Below are 17481 nucleotides of genomic sequence, written 5' to 3' on the forward strand. Positions count from 1 at the left end.
TAATCCCTCCCTACTTCCGTTACACAACCGACGGACAGCCGAGCGTTTACCGCAGGCTGCTTCGGACAGCGCCGTGACAACGCCTCCGTAGCTTCTTTTCCGTGCCCGACGGGGTGGCACGGCTACAGAAGTAACGGGGATGGAGGCGGTTGATCATGGCGCAGCGCGAGGTGGGCGAGGTGCTCGAGTTCGAGGAGTACGTCCGCACCCGGCAGGACGCGCTCCTTCGCAGCGCCCGCCGGCTGGTCCCGGATCCGGTCGACGCCCAGGACCTGCTCCAGACGGCGCTGGCCCGGACGTACGGCCGCTGGGACGGCATAGCCGACAAGCGGCTCGCGGACGCCTATCTGCGCCGGGTGATGATCAACACGCGGACCGAGTGGTGGCGGGCCCGCAAGCTGGAGGAGGTGCCCACCGAGCAGCTCCCGGACGCCTGCGTGGACGACTCCACCGAGCAGCACGCGGACCGCGCCCTGCTGATGGACGTCATGAAGGTGCTCGCCCCGAAGCAGCGCAGTGTGGTCGTGCTGCGACACTGGGAGCAGATGTCCACGGAGGAGACGGCCGCCGCCCTCGGCATGTCGGCCGGAACGGTCAAGAGCACGCTGCACCGGGCGCTCGCCCGGCTCCGCGAGGAGCTGGAGTCCCGCGATCTGGACGCACGCGCGCTGGAGCGTGAGGAGCGGGAGCGTTGCGCGGCCTAGGGTCTGTCCGGCGGCCGGAGCCGGAGACGCGGGGCATGGCACGCCCCCCTGCGGGGCCGCCCGCCCCGGCCCGGAGCACCTGGCAGGCGGCGAGTACGGCGGTGGTCGTGTTCGTCGCCCTCGCCCTGTCGGTCTCCGCCTGCGGTACCGGCGGCACCGGCGCCCGGGACGAGGGCCCGGCCCACTCCGACGCGGTCGCCGGCACCGCAGCCTCGTCGGCGGCCCCGGCCTCCGCGGTACCGCCCGCCAAGTCCCTCACCCGTCCCGCGGCGGTCAAGCTCCTCATGGCCGACCCGGAGGTCTCGACGACGGTCAAACGCTCTCTGAAGCCGTGCGCCAGCGACGAGTACCCGGTCGACCTGTCGTACGGCGATCTGACGTCAGGGCCGGTCGACGATGTCGTCATCAATGTCGTGACCTGCAGCGATGTCGTCGGCATCGGCTCGTATGTGTATCGCGAGCAGGGCGGTACGTACCAGAATGTCTTCCAGTCCGAGGAACCTCCGGTCTATGCCGAAATAGACCGCGGTGACCTGATCGTGACCAAGCAGGTGTACGAGAAGGGCGACCCGGTGTCGAGCCCGTCCGGCGAGAACGTGATCACGTACCGCTGGGCCTCGGGCCGCTTCACCGAGGAGTACCGGACGCACAACGACTACAGCTCGGTGGTCGGTGGCGCGGCCACCCCGGCGCCCGAGAGCAACTGAACCCCGGCCGGACTCCCACGCACGACAAGCACATGAGGACAGAGAGCAGCGGGATGGCAGACCAGACCCACGTTCTGTTCGTCGAGGACGACGACGTCATCCGCGAGGCCACCCAGCTCGCCCTGGAGCGGGACGGCTTCGCGGTCACCGCCATGCCCGACGGGCTGTCGGGCCTGGAGGCGTTCCGCGCGAACCGCCCCGACATCGCCCTGCTGGACGTCATGGTGCCCGGCCTGGACGGCGTCAGCCTGTGCCGTCGGATCCGTGACGAGTCGACCGTCCCGGTGATCATGCTGTCGGCGCGGGCCGACTCCATCGACGTGGTGCTGGGCCTGGAGGCGGGCGCCGACGACTACGTGACCAAGCCGTTCGACGGTGCCGTCCTGGTCGCCCGGATCCGTGCCGTGCTGCGCCGCTTCGGCCACGCCGGCGGCGCCCGCGCCGGCCGGGCGGAGGAGGCCGGCGCCGCGGCGGACGGCGGCGTGCTCACCTTCGGCGACCTGGAGGTCGACACCGAGGGAATGGAGGTCCGCCGGGCCGGCCGCCCGGTGGCGCTCACCCCGACCGAGATGCGGCTGCTGCTGGAGTTCTCCTCCGCGCCGGGCACCGTGCTGTCGCGGGACAAGCTGCTGGAGCGCGTGTGGGACTACGGCTGGGGCGGGGACACCCGGGTCGTCGACGTCCATGTGCAGCGGCTGCGTACGAAGATCGGTCAGGACCGGATCGAGACGGTCCGCGGCTTCGGCTACAAGTTGAAGGCCTGAGCAGGGCAGGGGTATGCGGGGGATCTTTCGACGCCTCGTTCCGGAACAGCTGGAGCGCGCGGACATCCGTACGGGACTGAGGTGGAAGCTCAGTGCGGCCATCGCGCTGGTCGGCGCGCTGGTCGCGATCGCGCTCAGCCTGGTCGTGCACAACGCCGCCCGGGTCTCGATGCTGGACAACGCGCGTGACCTCGCGGACGAGCGCCTCCGGATCGCCCAGCGCAACTACGAGCTGTCCGGCCGCCCCAACTTCCCCAGCATCAAGATCGACGACCCGCGCCTGCCGCCCGAGTTGCGGGCGAAGGCCGAGGCGGGGCGGCGGGCGACCTACGTGGCCGACCGGCCGGGCGGCGGGCCGGACATCTGGGCCGCGGTGCCGCTCAAGGACGGGCATGTGATGTCGCTGCACACGGGGTTCACCGACCGCAGCACGGACATCCTCAAGGACCTCGACCAGGCCCTCGTCATCGGCTCCATAGCGGCCGTCCTCGGCGGCAGCGCGCTCGGCGTGCTCATCGGCGGCCAGTTGTCGGGCCGGCTGCGCAAGGCGGCGGCCGCGGCGAACCAGGTCGCCAAGGGCGAGCCGGACGTCCGGGTGCGGGAGGCGATCGGCGGGGTCGTCCGGGACGAGACCGACGACCTGGCGCGGGCCGTCGACGCGATGGCGGACGCCCTCCAGCAGCGTCTGGAGGCGGAGCGCCGGGTCACCGCCGACATCGCGCACGAGCTGCGCACCCCGGTGACCGGGCTGCTGACGGCGGCCGAGCTGCTGCCACCGGGCCGCCCGACCGAGCTGGTACTGGACCGGGCCAAGGCGATGCGCACCCTGGTCGAGGACGTCCTGGAGGTGGCCCGCCTCGACGGGGCCTCCGAGCGGGCCGAGCTGCAGGACATCATGCTGGGTGAGTTCGTCGCCCGGCGGGTGGCGGCGAAGGATCCGGACATCGAGGTGCTCGTCGTGCACGAGTCGGAGGTGACGACCGACCCGCGGCGGCTGGAGCGCGTGCTCTTCAACCTGCTCGCCAACGCCGCCCGGCACGGCAGACCGCCGATCGAGGTCACCGTCGAGGGCCGGGTCATCCGCGTCCGCGACCATGGGCCCGGCTTCCCCGAGGACCTGCTCGCGGAGGGCCCGAGCCGCTTCCGCACCGGCAGCAAGGACCGCGCCGGTCGCGGCCACGGCCTCGGCCTGACCATCGCGGCCGGCCAGGCCCGGGTGCTGGGCGCCCGCCTGACCTTCCGCAACGTCCGCCCGCCCGGCGCGGCGGCGCACATCCCGGCGGAGGGCGCGGTCGCCGTGCTGTGGCTGCCGGAGCACGCGCCGACGGACACGGGCAGCTATCCGATGCTGCCCGACCAGTAGGACGGACGTCAGGCGAACCTCAGACGGCCTCGGTCACCGGCGGCTGCGCGGGAGCACCGTCGTCCGCCTTCGGCCCCGCCCCCTTCAGCGGCACCTCCTTGACGAACACCGCCGCCACCAGCGCGACCACAGCCACCCCGGCGCCCAGGAGGAACGCCCCGTGGGTCCCCGCGGACACCGCGTGCTGGTAGGCCTCCCGGGCCGCGGCCGGCAGCTCGGCCAGGCTCGCGGCGTCCAGTTGGGCGGACTGTTCGGTCACCTTGGAGCCCAGCGCGCCGGCCCGCTCGGACATGATGTCCTGGACGCGGTGGTTGAACAGCGCGCCCATGATGGCGACGCCGAAGGAGGAGCCGAGGGTGCGGAAGAGGGTGGTGGAGGAGGACGCGACGCCCATGTCCTTCATCTCGACGCTGTTCTGGGCGACCAGCATGGTGATCTGCATCAGGCAGCCCATGCCCAGACCGAGGACGGCCATGTACACGCCGGAGGTCGGCCGCGAGGTCCCGGTGTCCATCAGGGACAGCAGGTACAGCCCGGCGACCAGCAGCACACCGCCAGCGACCGGGAAGACCTTGTAGCGGCCGGTGTTGGTGGTCACCCGCCCGGCGACCATCGACGTGACGAGCATCGCACCGAGCATCGGCAGGAGCAGCAGCCCGGAGTTGGTCGCGGACGCGCCCTGCACCGACTGCTGGTACAGCGGCAGGAAGAGGGTTGCGCCGAACATCACGAAGCCGGTGATGAAGCCGATGACGGACATCAGCGTGAAGTTGCGGCTGCGGAAGATGTGCAGCGGCACAACCGGTTCGGCGGCCCGGGTCTGCCAGAACACGAACCCGACGAGCGCGGCGACGCCGATGCCGATCAGCTCCATGATCTGCACGGAGGTCCAGGCGTACTCCGTACCGCCCCAGGTGGTGACGAGCACGATCGCGGTGATGCCGACGGTCAGCAGCGCGGCGCCCAGGTAGTCGATCCGGGCCTCGGACCGCTTCTTCGGCAGGTGCAGTACGGCGCTGATGGCGAGCAGCGCGACGGCGCCGAGCGGCAGGTTGATGTAGAACGTCCAGCGCCAGCCCCAGTGGTCGGTGATGGTGCCGCCGACCAGCGGACCGCCGATCATGGCCAGCGCCATGGCGCTGGCCATGATGCCCTGGTACTTGCCGCGCTCCCGCGGCGGCACCAGATCGCCGATGATCGCCATCACGCCGACCATCAGTCCACCGGCGCCCAGTCCCTGCACGGCACGGAAGGCGATCAGCTGACCCATGTCCTGGGCCATGCCGCTGAGCGCGGAGCCGATCAGGAAGATCACGATCGAGGTCATGAACGAGCCCTTGCGCCCGTACATGTCGCCGAGCTTCCCCCAGAGCGGGGTGGAGGCGGCGGTCGCCAGGGTGTACGCGGTCACCACCCACGACAGGTGTTCCAGACCGCCCAGTTCGCCGACGATCGTCGGCATCGCGGTGCCCACGATCATGTTGTCGAGCATCGCGAGCATCATCGCGATCATCAGGGCGAGCAGGACGACCCGCACGCTCCTGGGCTGCTTCCCCGTGTCCGTGCTGTCGGCAGATATGTCCGCCACCGCTCCCCCAACTTACTTGCCGCCGCGGCTAGTTCTGCCACGGAACGTAGCTCGCAAACTAGCCGGGCGTCAAGTAAGTTTTTGTCTTACCAGGAGCACGAGGACGGGCGGCACGATGGGCGGCACCAAGCAGCAGCGGCGCGGCAACACGCGCCAGCGCATCCAGGACGTGGCGCTGGAGCTCTTCGCCGGGCAGGGCTACGAGAAGACGTCCCTGCGCGAGATCGCCGAGCGCCTGGAGGTCACCAAGGCAGCGCTGTACTACCACTTCAAGACCAAGGAAGAGATCCTGGTCGGCATCTTCGACGACCTGATGCAGCCGATCGACGAACTGGTCGAGTGGGGCGGGCACCAGCCGCACACCCTGGAGACGAAGCAGGAGATCGTACGGCGCTACAGCCAACTGCTCTCCGACGCCGCACCGTTGTTCCGCTTCATGCACGAAAACCAGGCGACCGTACGGGAACTGCGCATCGGCGACCTGTTCAAGGAGCGCATGCGGGGCCTGCGCGAGATCATCATCGACCGGGACGCCCTCCTGGCCGACCAGGTCCGCTGCGTGAGCGCCATCTTCACGCTGCACGCCGGCATGGTCTTCGTGATGCAGGAACCGGAAGGCGACCCCGAGGACAAGCACAAGGCCATCCTCGAGGTCGCCGTCGACATGGTGACCCAGGCGCACAGAGGCGCCGCCCAGTCGTCTTAGAGGGTCACGCCCTTGCCGCGCAGGAAGGCGACCGGGTTGATGGCCGTGCCGTAGTTGGCGGTCGTACGGATCTCGAAGTGCAGGTGCGGACCGCTGGAGTTGCCGGTGTTGCCGGACAGGGCGATGTGCTGACCGGTGGCGACGACCTGGCCGACCCTCACGTCGACGCGGGACAGGTGGGCGTACTGGGAGAACGTCCCGTTGCCGTGCTTGATGACGACGGCGTTGCCGTACGCGGGGCCGTCACCGGCGCCGTTGCCGCCGGCCTTGACCACGGTGCCGCCGTGCGCGGCGACGACGTTGGTGCCGGTCGGGACGGCGAAGTCCTGCCCGCTGTGGGTGGACTGCCACATGCCGCCGGCCTGCGCGTAGCTGGCGCTGAGCCGGTAGCTCCTGACCGGGCTGGTCCAGGACGCGGCCTTCTTCGCGGCGGCCTGCGGCGCGGTCTTCTGGGTGTTCGCGGCGGCCGCCTTGGCCGCCTTCGCCTTGGCGTTCGCGGCGGCCACCTTGGCCGCTGCCTTCGCCTGAGCCGCGGCCTGCGCCTCGACGGCGCTCGCAACGCCGGAGGTGGCGGCGGTTGCGGTGGTGGTGGCCGCGACGGTGTTGGCGGCGGCCGCGACCCCGGCCCCCAGCACGACCGAGGCGCCGAGACCGGCGGCCAGCACGGCCGCGCGAGTGCGGAACTGCGGCGTACGGGAAGAACGGGACGTGACACGCGTGAACATGCGAAACCTCATGGGACGGGGACAGAGAAAAGCCACCCGGCACACGGACGTCCGCCGAATGGGCCATCCCTTGGTAACCCCCCGACCCGGTCATCCCAAAAGGTGTGACCTACGACGGAAGCTAGTACTCCACCCCATAACTTCCCGAGTCTTGACAGAGCCCTCATCAGGGATGAATCCGCCCATAACGGCAGTCCTGCCGCGGAATTCCGAGATAAAAGTCCATTTTGTCCAAATCGGCCTTTCCACTATTCCAGGTAGTAACGGACAAATCGCCTGTGCGGCATGTCACCGATGGGCAAGATCGAAGGACCCCTGAATGTGACGGGGGCTACGCTGCTGTTTCCTGCCAACGGGGCTCAGGGGGAGGCCGGGTGGAACCGACGGTCATCGGCATGAGGCTGGCGTCCGGGGTGGTCGCACCGCTCGTGAAGAAGCTGTTCGTGACCGAGGGTCCGGGCGCCGGGCTGGTGGACCGGCCGGTGCGGATCTCGTCGTACGTCACCTTCAGGGGCGAGAAGCGGCGGCTCGGCCGCGAGGACGTGACCGGACTGGCCGCGGAGCTGGTGCGCCGGGGACTGCGTGGCACCGGGGAGCGCCCTCTGCCCGCCGACGAGGAGCAGGCCGTCGTCCACGCCCTGGCCGATACGCTGTACGCCCTCGGCGACCTGGACATGACCGACGTACAGGCCGTGGAGCTCGGCCATGAGGCCCTGGCCGCCCGTCTGCGCGCGGCGAGCGGCAAGCCGGACCGGGACCTGTCCCTCGACGCGGCCCTGTTCTACTTCCGGGCGCTCACCACCGCCTGTCTGCACATCCTGCACTTCTTCACCCAGCGCTCGACCTTTGTCCCGCGCACGCTGGTCGAACAGACCCGGCGGCAGAGCGAGCTGCTGGCCAGGGTCGACGAGCTGATCGCCCGGACCCCGCCGCCCGGCGGCACCGACCCGGCCTTCGAGCAGCGCTACGTGTCGTACGTCACGACCAGGCACGGCCACCTCACCATCTACGGCATCGACCTGGTCAACTCCCCCGATCGCTGGCCCCTGGACGCGGCCTATCTGAGCCTGCAGGCACTGCATCCGACCGGGGACGGTACGGATTCCGACGGCCTCGGCGTCGCCTCCGCCGCCACCGCACTGCCCGCCGAACAGGCCTTCGCCGAGCACGACCGGGTGCTGCTGCGCGGAGTGGCCGGCTCCGGCAAGACCACGCTGGTGCAGTGGCTCGCGGTGACCGCGGCCCGAGGCGAGCGCGGCGACCGCATCCCCTTCGTCCTGCCCCTGCGCACCCTGGTCCGCCGCCCCGAGGGGCTGCCCGCCCCAGACGCCTTCCTGGCTGCCGTACGCGTCCCGTTCCACGCGAACCAGCCCGACGGCTGGGTGGACCGCGTGCTCACCGCCCGCCGCGCCCTGCTCCTGATCGACGGCATCGACGAGATCCCCGAACGTGAGCGGGAGCGCACCCGCCGCTGGCTGCGCGACCTGCTGGACGTCTATCCCGGCAACCAGTGGCTGGTCACCTCCCGCCCCTCCGCCGTACGGGAGGACTGGCTCGCGGCCGACGGCTTCACGGAGCTGATGCTCACCCCCATGAGCCAGAACGACGTGGCCGCGTTCGTCTCCCGCTGGCACACGGCGGCACGGGCCGACGCCCCTGACCCCGAACGCCTCGACGACTACGAGCGCTCCCTCCTCGACGCCCTGCGCACCAAGCCCGACCTCGGCCGCCTCGCCACCAACCCCCTGATGTGCGGCCTGATCTGCGCGCTGCACCGCGACCGGCGGGGCTATCTGCCGCACGGGAGGCAGGAGCTGTACGACGCTGCCCTGTCGATGCTGCTGGCGCGGCGGGACGAGGAGCGGGACATGTACGGCCACGACGGCATCCAGCTCACCGAACTCCCCCAGATCCAGCTCCTTCAGCGCCTCGCCCACTGGCTGATCCGCAACAACCAGTCGGAGATGGATGCCGAGCGGGCGGAACGTATCATCGCCGACGTCCTGCCTTCCCTCCCGGCCGCCGCCGCGCAGGGCGACGCCGGCCGGATCCTGCGGTACCTGCTCGTCCGCAGCGGCCTGCTGCGCGAACCCGCCCCCGGCACCGTGGAGTTCGTGCACCGCACCTTCCAGGACTACCTGGGCGCGAAGGCCGCCGTGGAGGACGGGGACTTCGGGCTGCTGGTGCGCGGGGCGGCGGACGAGCAGTGGGCGGACGTGGTCCGGATGGCGGTGGCGCATGCGCGGCCGCGGGAACGGGCGGAGCTGCTACGGGACTTGACTGCGGCGGCGGACCAGGCTGAGGGGGCGGCGAGTGCGCGGGTACGGCTTCTCGCGCTGGCCTCACTGGAGCATGCGACGGAGCTCGATCCCCGGGTGCGGGAGGAGGTCGAGCGGAAGGCAGCGGCGTTGATCCCGCCCCGGACGACCGAAGAGGCCCGCGCGTTGGCATCGGTCGGGCCGCTCGCGCTGGAGCTGCTGCCGGGTCCGGAGGGGCTCGGCGAGGAGGAGGCACGGGCGGTCGTCGTCACGGCGTCCCTCATCGGGACGGAGGCCGCGCTGCCGGTACTGGCCCGCTTCCGTTCCCATCCCGCCCTTGACGTACGGGCCCAACTCACGTGGACATGGCATCGGTTCGGGACCCGGCAATACGGCGAGGAGGTCATCGCGCATCTGCCCGAGGAGGGTCTCTTCTTCACCGCGCGATCGGTGGAACACCTGCGTTTTCTGCGGGAACTGGGCGGCAGGCGTGCCGTGCAGCTCGTCGGCGGCATCAAGCCGCGCGACATCAGCGCCGGTCTCCACCCCGACAGGACGGCAGAGCTTCACATCCGCGACAACGACGAGCTGGAAGACCTGACCTGCCTGTCGTCCCTGCATGGGCTCACCTATCTGGATCTCAGCAGGTGTTTCTACGTGGACGATCTGACTCCGCTGGCCCGCCTGCCCCTGTCCTGGCTGTCGCTGGACCTCCTGCTCCATCCCGACCTGTCCGTGCTGTCCGGATCGCCGACCCTGGACCAACTCGACCTCGGGATCGTGCTGGAGGCCGAGTCCCTCGACGAGGCGCTCCCGGACCTGCCACTGCGCTATCTGCGGTTCACCAGAACGGCACTCGAGAACACCGGCCTGCGCGGCCTGCACCGCTTCCGCTCGCTGAAGCAACTGAGCCTCGCCAAGCTGTCCACCAGGCTCTCCCCCGGCGACTACGAGGAAATCGCCCGGCTCCCCGAACTGGAGGAGCTGCGCATCAACTGGCAGCACGTCGACTGGCAGGGCCCACCCCTGCCGACCGTCACCGACCTACGCCTCAACAACGTCCTGGGCACCGAGGACTTCTCGGACATCCCGACCCTGTTCCCCAACCTGCGTGCGGTCACCGTCGTCCACGCCCCGGACGTCGCCCGCATCCCGCAGCACATCCTCGAACCGCTCCCGGTCACACCGGTGTTCAAGAAAATCCGCAGCGTTGTGTGACGCACACCTCTGTTCACCTACCGTCCAGTAACCCTACGGTTCCCCTCACGCCATCCACACCGACGAGCATGCTCACGACACGTTGGCACCGTACGGACGTGAAGGGACCCCCACACATGACGAGACGACGCCCCTGGGCGAGCCGCACCGCCGCAACCGCCGTCGCAGCAGCCGCCCTCGTGGCCATCGCCGCCCCTGCCGAGGCCGCTACCAGCACCGGCACCACCACCACCGCCGCAGCCGCGGCGGCGGACGTGGACTACGACACCTGGCAGAAGGACTGCCAGGCGGTGATGGACCAGGCACTGCCCTACCTGAAGCAGCGCATCGCCCAGTCGAAGCCGGGCGAGAAGCAGGCGATCGTCTTCGACATCGACAACACCACCCTGGAGACCGACTTCGGCTTCAGCTACCCGCAGCCGGCCAACCAGCCGGTCCTGGAGGTCGCCGAGTACGCCCAGGAGCACGGCGTCGACCTGTTCTTCGTCACGGCCCGCCCGGGCATCATCTACGCGCCCACCGAGTACAACCTGGAGAAGGTCGGCTACGAGGTCGACGGCCTCTACGTGCGCGGCTTCCTCGACCTCTTCAAGGACGTCGCCGCCTACAAGACCGCCCAGCGCGTCAACATCGAGTCCAAGGGCTACACGATCATCGCCAACATCGGCAACAACACCACCGACCTGTCGGGCGGCCACGCCGAGAAGACGTACAAGCTGCCGGACTACGACGGGCAGTTGTCCTGACCCAGCAACAGAGAAGGGGCTGCCCCGGGACGCGTGTCCCGGGGCAGCCCCTTCTTCGATCTTCGGTTCAGGCCGAGCGCAGCGGCTAGGCCTCCTTGCTCAGGTTCGGACCCGCTCCGCCGGCCGCCTGCTCGATCGGCGGGACGTCCGGCAGGGCCGACTTCTCCTCACCGCGGAAGGTGAAGGTCTTGGTCTCGCCCTCGCCCTCGGTGTCCACGACCACGATGTGACCGGGGCGCAGCTCGCCGAAGAGGATCTTCTCCGACAGCGAGTCCTCGATCTCGCGCTGGATGGTGCGACGCAGCGGACGCGCACCCAACACGGGGTCGTAACCCTTCTTGGACAGCAGCTCCTTGGCGGACTGGGAGAGCTCGATGCCCATGTCCCGGTCCTTCAGACGCTCGTCCACCTTGCCGATCATCAGGTCGACGATCCGCAGGATGTCGGACTGGGTCAGCTGCGGGAAGACCACCACGTCGTCGACGCGGTTGAGGAACTCGGGCCGGAAGTGCTGCTTGAGCTCGTCCGAGACCTTGTTCTTCATGCGCTCGTAGTTGGTCTTCGTGTCACCCGCGGCGGCGAAGCCCAGGTTGAAGCCCTTGGAGATGTCCCGGGTGCCGAGGTTGGTCGTCATGATGATGACCGTGTTCTTGAAGTCCACGACCCGGCCCTGGGAGTCGGTCAGACGACCGTCCTCCAGGATCTGCAGCAGCGAGTTGAAGATGTCCGGGTGGGCCTTCTCGACCTCGTCGAAGAGGACGACGGAGAACGGCTTGCGGCGGACCTTCTCGGTCAGCTGACCGCCCTCTTCGTAGCCCACGTAACCGGGGGGCGAACCGAAGAGACGCGACACCGTGTGCTTCTCGCTGAACTCCGACATGTCGAGGGAGATCAGCGCGTCCTCGTCACCGAAGAGGAACTCGGCCAGCGCCTTGGAGAGTTCGGTCTTACCGACACCGGACGGGCCGGCGAAGATGAACGAACCACCGGGACGCTTCGGGTCCTTCAGACCCGCACGCGTACGCCGGATCGCCTTCGACAGCGCCTTGACGGCGTCGTCCTGGCCGATGACCCGCTTGTGGAGCTCGTCCTCCATGCGGAGCAGGCGGCTGGACTCCTCCTCGGTCAGCTTGAAGACCGGGATGCCGGTGGCCGTGGCGAGGACCTCGGCGATCAGCTCACCGTCGACCTCGGCGACGACGTCCATGTCGCCGGCCTTCCACTCCTTCTCCCGCTTGGTCTTGGCGGCCAGGAGCTGCTTCTCCTTGTCGCGCAGGGAGGCGGCCTTCTCGAAGTCCTGCGAGTCGATCGCGGACTCCTTGTCCCGGCGGACGGCGGCGATCTTCTCGTCGAACTCGCGCAGGTCCGGCGGAGCGGTCATCCGGCGGATACGCATCCGGGAACCGGCCTCGTCGATCAGGTCGATCGCCTTGTCCGGCAGGAAGCGGTCCGAGATGTACCGGTCGGCCAGGGTGGCGGCCTGGACCAGCGCCTCGTCGGTGATGGAGACGCGGTGGTGCGCCTCGTACCGGTCGCGCAGGCCCTTGAGGATCTCGATCGTGTGCGGCAGGGACGGCTCGGCGACCTGGATCGGCTGGAAGCGGCGCTCCAGGGCCGCGTCCTTCTCCAAGTGCTTGCGGTACTCGTCCAGCGTGGTCGCACCGATGGTCTGCAGCTCACCGCGGGCCAGCATCGGCTTCAGGATGGAGGCCGCGTCGATGGCGCCCTCGGCGGCACCCGCACCGACCAGCGTGTGCAGCTCGTCGATGAACAGGATGATGTCGCCGCGGGTGCGGATCTCCTTGAGCACCTTCTTCAGGCGCTCCTCGAAGTCACCGCGGTAGCGGGAGCCGGCGACCAGGGCGCCGAGGTCCAGGGTGTAGAGGTGCTTGTCCTTGAGGGTCTCGGGCACCTCGCCCTTGACGATGGCCTGGGCGAGGCCCTCCACGACGGCGGTCTTGCCGACGCCGGGCTCACCGATCAGGACCGGGTTGTTCTTCGTACGGCGGGACAGCACCTGCATGACCCGCTCGATCTCCTTCTCGCGCCCGATGACCGGGTCGAGCTTGGACTCACGAGCGGCCTGGGTGAGGTTCCGGCCGAACTGGTCGAGGACCAGGGACGTCGAGGGGGTGCCCTCGGCAGGCCCACCGGCGGTGGCGGCCTCCTTGCCCTGGTAACCGGAGAGCAGCTGGATCACCTGCTGCCGCACGCGGTTCAGATCTGCGCCCAGCTTGACCAGGACCTGGGCGGCGACGCCCTCGCCCTCACGGATCAGGCCGAGCAGGATGTGCTCCGTGCCGATGTAGTTGTGGCCCAGCTGAAGGGCCTCGCGGAGCGACAGCTCCAGGACCTTCTTGGCACGGGGGGTGAAGGGAATGTGGCCCGAGGGCGCCTGCTGGCCCTGGCCGATGATCTCCTCCACCTGCTGGCGGACCGCCTCGAGCGAAATCCCGAGGCTCTCAAGGGCCTTGGCGGCGACACCCTCACCCTCGTGGATCAGGCCCAGGAGGATGTGCTCGGTGCCGATGTAGTTGTGGTTGAGCATCCGGGCTTCTTCCTGAGCCAGGACGACAACCCGCCGCGCGCGGTCGGTGAACCTCTCGAACATCGTTAATCGCTCCTCAGAGCGGTCAGGCAGTAAGGGGAACTTCCCCTCCCTGTCCTTCCGCAGCTTAGTCCCGCAAGCGGGGACCGCTCATTCCAACTGCCGACACCGTCCTTGGCCTCCTGACCCCGAACGCCGACATCTGCTCCAACCCGATGGTGCGAGACGATGTTCCCGCAGGCCAGGCAGTTACCCTCACCATCAGTACGCCGATGGCGAACGTGAGACGTCCTTTCCTGCGTGTCGCCCCCTCCCACTAGGGATGTCTTACCCGCTCGGACTGACAGTCCATGCAGCGCGCGCCCGTTCCCTCAGCTACGGGCGAACAACCTTGCACCACCCCACGCCCCCACGCGCCCCCGCCTTCGGCACTCTGCGCATTAGCTGAAACACTCAGCGTAACTTGCATGCCCTTTTGACGGTTGCGCTGGACATGGTTGGCGCTATGCCCATGGTCCCCCTTCCACGCCGACCGCTCGACTCGAGCGACCGGGTGCGGCGGTGGTACGAGAACGAACTGGGCTGGGCGACCGTGCCCGGCACTCCGGTCCGCCTGCGTGTGGGCCTGCGCTTCGACGTCCTGGACGTGCCGGCCGAGGCGGGCTGCGCCGCGCTGCGGCATCTGGATCCCGGCTCCCCGGTGGCCGTGCGGGGCGACCGGATGCGGCTGCTGGTGGCCGCGGGCAGCACTGAGGAGCTGCCGGGGCTGCTGGACTGGCTGGAGTGGGGCGCCCTGTCCCTGGACCTGACGGCCATCGGCCCGGGCGGCGTCATGGACGCCCCGAGGCCCCCGGGGGGCGGCGCAGCACTCGCGGATCCGTGCTCGGGTCCGCTCTTGGATCCACTGGAGCCGGGTGAGCCCGAGACGGGGCCTACCGGCCCGGCCGGAGGGCGGCCGCTTTCCCCGGGCCGCTCAGGCGGCTCTCTTCAGGGGGCCGCCGTGTGGCTGCGGCCCCCCGAGCCGGGGTGCGAGGTCGAGGCCTCGCTGCCGACGCTGTCGGCCATGGGGGGCGGTGGGGGCGCCCCCGATCTCGTACGGCTGGTGGACACGGTGGCCACTCACTGCCACCGGATCCGGCTGCGACGCGCGTGCGCTCAGCCGTTCGCCTTCTCGTAGGCCTCGCGAATGGACGCCGGAACACGGCCACGGTCGTTGACCTCGTAACCGTTCTCCTTCGCCCACGCACGGATCGCAGCGGTGTCCTGGCTGCCGCCGGCAGCGGCGCGCGCCTTTCCACGCCCGCCGGAAGCACGGCCACCGGTACGCCGGCCGCCCTTCACATAGGGGTCGAGAAGGCCGCGAAGCTTGTCCGCATTGGCGGTCGTGAGGTCGATCTCGTACGTCTTGCCGTCCAGCGCGAACGTCACCGTCTCGTCCGCCTCGCCGCCGTCGAGGTCGTCGACAAGAAGGACCTGAACCTTCTGTGCCACCGGATTTCCTTTCATCGATAACGTGAGGGCCGGGGGTCTGCGGCGTCCGCCCGTTTCGCCGTCCCCTGTTATATGCACTACTGCAGTACGTCGGAAAGCAAACCGCTTTTGCCGGAAAAACACAAACCCTCGGCAGAGACCGATCGCAGCTCCCCACCCGGAAACATGCGCGTTTCGGACATAGGGAACCTGGGCAGCCGGGTCGGGCGGAATACTCCTCGCATACCACCGGCATACCCGCGGCGATCACAGATGCAGAAGCATCCGGCTGTTGCCCAAGGTGTTCGGTTTCACTCGTTCGAGTCCGAGGAACTCGGCGACGCCCTCGTCATAGGAACGGAGCAGCTCGGCGTAGACGTCAGTGTCGACCGGCGTCTCACCGATCTCCACGAAGCCGTGCCTGCCGAAGAAGTCCACTTCGAAGGTCAGACAGAAAACGCGGCGAACACCCAGCCAGCGTGCGGTCTGGAGCAACTTCTCCAGCAACTGATGGCCGACGCCGGCGCCCTTGAGGCCGGGCTTCACGGCAAGCGTGCGGACTTCCGCGAGGTCTTCCCACATCACGTGCAGTGCACCGCAGCCGACCACCTCGGCGTTGTCGTCACGTTCCGCGACCCAGAACTCCTGGATGTCCTCGTAAAGCGTCACCGTGGCTTTGTCGAGCAGGATGCCGAGGCGGACGTACGCGTCGAGCAGTCGGCGGACGGCCGGGACATCGCTGGTCCGGGCCCGCCGGACGGTGATGGCTTTAGCGGTGACTTCGGGACTCTCTGCGGACATGAGCGGACGCTATCGCCCGCCGTCCTCCGGTGCCGAGCCGGGGTTCTCGCCCGCGCTATCGGAGGGGGATTCCGGGGCTTGGGTGCGTTCGGCAGGTGGGGGTGCGGGCGTTTCCGGGCCCTGGACGATGCGTACGGCGTCGCTCAGCGCCTGTCGCTGTTCCTCGCTCATCATGCCGAAGAAGGCGACGAGCGCGGCTGCGGGGTTGTCGCTCTGCGACCAGGCCTCGTTCATGAGGGCGGCGGCGTAGGCGGCCCGGGTGGAGACGGCCTCATATCGATAGGCCCGGCCTTCCGACTCGCGGCGCACCCAGCCCTTCTGATGGAGATTGTCCATAACGGTCATCACCGTGGTGTAGGCGATGGACCGTTCCTGCTGAAGATCTTCCAGGACTTCTCGAACGGTCACCGGGCGGTTCCACTTCCACACCCGCGTCATGACCGCGTCTTCGAGTTCTCCCAATGGGCGAGGCACAACTCATCACAATAGTGGGATGTCTGCGCACTTGCGCACCGAACCGGCACGTTCAGTTACTTTTCTCCGCAAACCAGAACAAATTGGGCGGACTTGTGGCGGAGGTGGTCGGCGCGTCGGCCGGGTGACCGGGTGCTGGGTCGTCGTGCGGCGGCTCAGGCGTCGCTGCGCGTGGAGGACTGACGGGCACCCTCCGCACGCGCGATGGCGGCATCGACGACCGCGTCCTCCTTGGCCTTGTTGGTGCCGCCCTGGGTCTTCACGATCACCCTGATCACACCGATGAAGAACACGGCCATGACGAACGGGGGCAGGAGCGCGGAGACGTAGTCCATGGCTCAAGGGTAGACGCGAGGGGTGGGGTGGCTCGGGCGGGGGCCGGTGGGTGGGCGTGTGGCGTGTGGCCGGTGGCGGCGGGGCGTGCGGGGCAGGAGTGAGGTGCGGGGCGCGGCGGGGGTGTGCGGCAGGAGCAGGCTGTGTTGCGGCCGGGGCTGTCGGGGGCGGGGTGCGCGGCGGGGCGGGGGCGCGCCGAGGCGGGGCTGGGACTGGGGGCGGTCAGCCGGCGGCGAGCTGGTGTGGGGGGTTCGCGGGGGGCTGGGGTGGTTTGCGGCGGGGGAAGACCTCGCCCGGGGTGGGGATGGGGCGGCGGGACGGTTGGGGGGTGGCGGGCCTGGGCGTCGGCTGGGCGGGCTTTTCCGCTGGGTTCTTCTCGGGCTTCTCACCGGGCTTCGCTGCGGGGTCCTCGTCCGCATCCGAGAGGCCGCCAGGGAGGGCCAGGAGGCGTGTGCGGGAGGCGGGGACCATCGGGGCGCGGGCGGCTGCCGGTTCGACCGTGGCGGGGGTGCTGTGGGCGAGGCGGGCGCGTACGTCCTGTTCGGCGAGCGTCTGGCAGCGGTCCAGCAGGGCGGCGGCCGTGGGGGTGCCGCGTAGCGCGCGGAGCGCCGCGAGGTCGTCGGGGTGGGGGCGGTATCCGGCACGGAGGGCCTCCTCCAGGAGCGTGACGTAGCCGGCCGCGGCGCCGGGCAGGGCGGCACGGTAGCGGGCCAGGTCGGCCACGAGGAAGGCCCGCAGGCGGGCGACCTCACGCACCGCCTCGTCGAGCGACTCGGCGAGGCGAAGGCAGTCCTGGACGTCCTCGGCCGAGGCCTGGCCGGGGTGGAGGGCGAGGGCGAGGGCACGGCGGAGCACACGCAGCTCCTCCACACCGAACGCCATGCCGCCGCGGGATCCGTAAGGCGTGGGCATGGACCGACGGTACGCGCTAATCGGACAAACCGGACGAAAGGGGTGGCAGGCGCGCGGGTGTGCCACCCGGGTGGGCGGCGGAGGACGCCTGCGGCGGCCTGTGCGGGCATGCCCGCACAGGCCGCGGGCAGTCGTGCCGCCTGGGGCGGCACGGGTGGGCGCGG

16 protein-coding genes are annotated in these 17481 nt (G+C 69.6%); 8 read left to right on the plus strand and 8 right to left on the minus strand.

Annotated features, from left to right (window positions below):
• Positions 1-155 precede the first annotated feature (155 nt).
• Genes ACFVJQ_RS29110 through cseC form a run of 4 tightly spaced genes read left to right on the plus strand, consistent with a single transcriptional unit; the run spans position 156 to position 3538 of the window.
• On the plus strand, positions 156-704 hold the full coding sequence (locus ACFVJQ_RS29110) for a SigE family RNA polymerase sigma factor (RefSeq protein ID WP_224737713.1): 549 nt from the start codon (positions 156-158) through the stop codon (positions 702-704).
• A gap of 35 nt (positions 705-739) precedes the next feature.
• Positions 740-1411: a hypothetical protein gene (locus tag ACFVJQ_RS29115; protein ID WP_385513201.1), complete on the plus strand. Its 672-nt coding sequence runs from the start codon at positions 740-742 to the stop codon at positions 1409-1411.
• A 53-nt stretch (positions 1412-1464) separates the two neighbouring features.
• Positions 1465-2175: a two-component system response regulator CseB gene (gene cseB / locus ACFVJQ_RS29120; RefSeq protein ID WP_224737722.1), complete on the plus strand. Its 711-nt coding sequence runs from the start codon at positions 1465-1467 to the stop codon at positions 2173-2175.
• A 13-nt stretch (positions 2176-2188) separates the two neighbouring features.
• Positions 2189-3538 carry a two-component system sensor histidine kinase CseC gene (cseC, locus tag ACFVJQ_RS29125; RefSeq protein WP_385513202.1) on the plus strand — a complete coding sequence of 450 codons (1350 nt, stop codon included), beginning with the start codon at positions 2189-2191 and terminating at the stop codon, positions 3536-3538.
• Between the two features lie 19 nt (positions 3539-3557).
• Here cseC and ACFVJQ_RS29130 read toward each other — a convergent pair whose 3' ends face one another.
• Positions 3558-5126: an MDR family MFS transporter gene (locus ACFVJQ_RS29130; RefSeq protein WP_385788407.1), complete on the minus strand. Its 1569-nt coding sequence runs from the start codon at positions 5124-5126 to the stop codon at positions 3558-3560.
• A gap of 115 nt (positions 5127-5241) precedes the next feature.
• Between ACFVJQ_RS29130 and ACFVJQ_RS29135 the strand changes: the two genes are divergently transcribed.
• Complete coding sequence (locus tag ACFVJQ_RS29135; RefSeq protein ID WP_385513204.1) at positions 5242-5832, plus strand: TetR/AcrR family transcriptional regulator; 591 nt, start codon at positions 5242-5244, stop codon at positions 5830-5832.
• Here the strand turns inward: ACFVJQ_RS29135 and ACFVJQ_RS29140 are convergent.
• Complete coding sequence (locus ACFVJQ_RS29140; RefSeq protein WP_385788410.1) at positions 5829-6557, minus strand: M23 family metallopeptidase; 729 nt, start codon at positions 6555-6557, stop codon at positions 5829-5831. The two genes, ACFVJQ_RS29135 and ACFVJQ_RS29140, sit on opposite strands and share 4 nt — an antisense overlap.
• 374 nt (positions 6558-6931) lie before the next feature.
• Here ACFVJQ_RS29140 and ACFVJQ_RS29145 point away from each other — a divergent pair, with 374 nt between their 5' ends.
• Both ACFVJQ_RS29145 and ACFVJQ_RS29150 read left to right on the plus strand, forming a co-directional pair.
• Entirely contained in the window at positions 6932-10033 is a 3102-nt protein-coding gene (locus ACFVJQ_RS29145; protein WP_385788413.1) for an NACHT domain-containing protein, read from the plus strand.
• A 116-nt stretch (positions 10034-10149) separates the two neighbouring features.
• Positions 10150-10779: an HAD family acid phosphatase gene (locus ACFVJQ_RS29150; protein ID WP_385788416.1), complete on the plus strand. Its 630-nt coding sequence runs from the start codon at positions 10150-10152 to the stop codon at positions 10777-10779.
• Between the two features lie 85 nt (positions 10780-10864).
• Here ACFVJQ_RS29150 and ACFVJQ_RS29155 read toward each other — a convergent pair whose 3' ends face one another.
• Entirely contained in the window at positions 10865-13390 is a 2526-nt protein-coding gene (locus tag ACFVJQ_RS29155) for an ATP-dependent Clp protease ATP-binding subunit (RefSeq protein WP_129799478.1), read from the minus strand.
• Positions 13391-13820: 430 nt separating this feature from the next.
• On the opposite strand from ACFVJQ_RS29155, the gene ACFVJQ_RS29160 reads away from it, so the two are divergent.
• Entirely contained in the window at positions 13821-14504 is a 684-nt protein-coding gene (locus ACFVJQ_RS29160; RefSeq protein WP_385788419.1) for an SCO3374 family protein, read from the plus strand.
• Here the strand turns inward: ACFVJQ_RS29160 and ACFVJQ_RS29165 are convergent.
• From ACFVJQ_RS29165 to ACFVJQ_RS29185, 5 genes are all read right to left on the minus strand, one after another.
• The gene (locus ACFVJQ_RS29165) at positions 14483-14818 is read right to left on the minus strand and encodes an Lsr2 family protein (RefSeq protein WP_129799481.1); all 336 of its coding nucleotides are present in this window, start codon (positions 14816-14818) and stop codon (positions 14483-14485) included. The two genes, ACFVJQ_RS29160 and ACFVJQ_RS29165, sit on opposite strands and share 22 nt — an antisense overlap.
• 246 nt (positions 14819-15064) lie before the next feature.
• Positions 15065-15598, minus strand: coding sequence for an amino-acid N-acetyltransferase (locus ACFVJQ_RS29170; RefSeq protein ID WP_129799482.1), 534 nt, complete (start codon positions 15596-15598; stop codon positions 15065-15067).
• A gap of 9 nt (positions 15599-15607) precedes the next feature.
• Positions 15608-16036 carry a BlaI/MecI/CopY family transcriptional regulator gene (locus tag ACFVJQ_RS29175; RefSeq protein WP_385513209.1) on the minus strand — a complete coding sequence of 143 codons (429 nt, stop codon included), beginning with the start codon at positions 16034-16036 and terminating at the stop codon, positions 15608-15610.
• 191 nt (positions 16037-16227) lie between these two features.
• Positions 16228-16407, minus strand: a complete 180-nt coding sequence (locus ACFVJQ_RS29180; RefSeq protein ID WP_129799484.1) for a hypothetical protein — start codon at positions 16405-16407, stop codon at positions 16228-16230.
• A 220-nt stretch (positions 16408-16627) separates the two neighbouring features.
• A complete protein-coding gene (locus ACFVJQ_RS29185; protein ID WP_385513285.1) occupies positions 16628-17287 on the minus strand; it encodes a hypothetical protein in 660 nt (219 codons plus the stop codon).
• Positions 17288-17481 lie beyond the last annotated feature (194 nt).

Origin of the sequence: Streptomyces sp. NPDC127197 (assembly GCF_042672405.1) — a bacterium.
In the GTDB taxonomy this organism is placed as follows: Bacteria; Actinomycetota; Actinomycetes; order Streptomycetales; family Streptomycetaceae; genus Streptomyces; species Streptomyces flavusporus.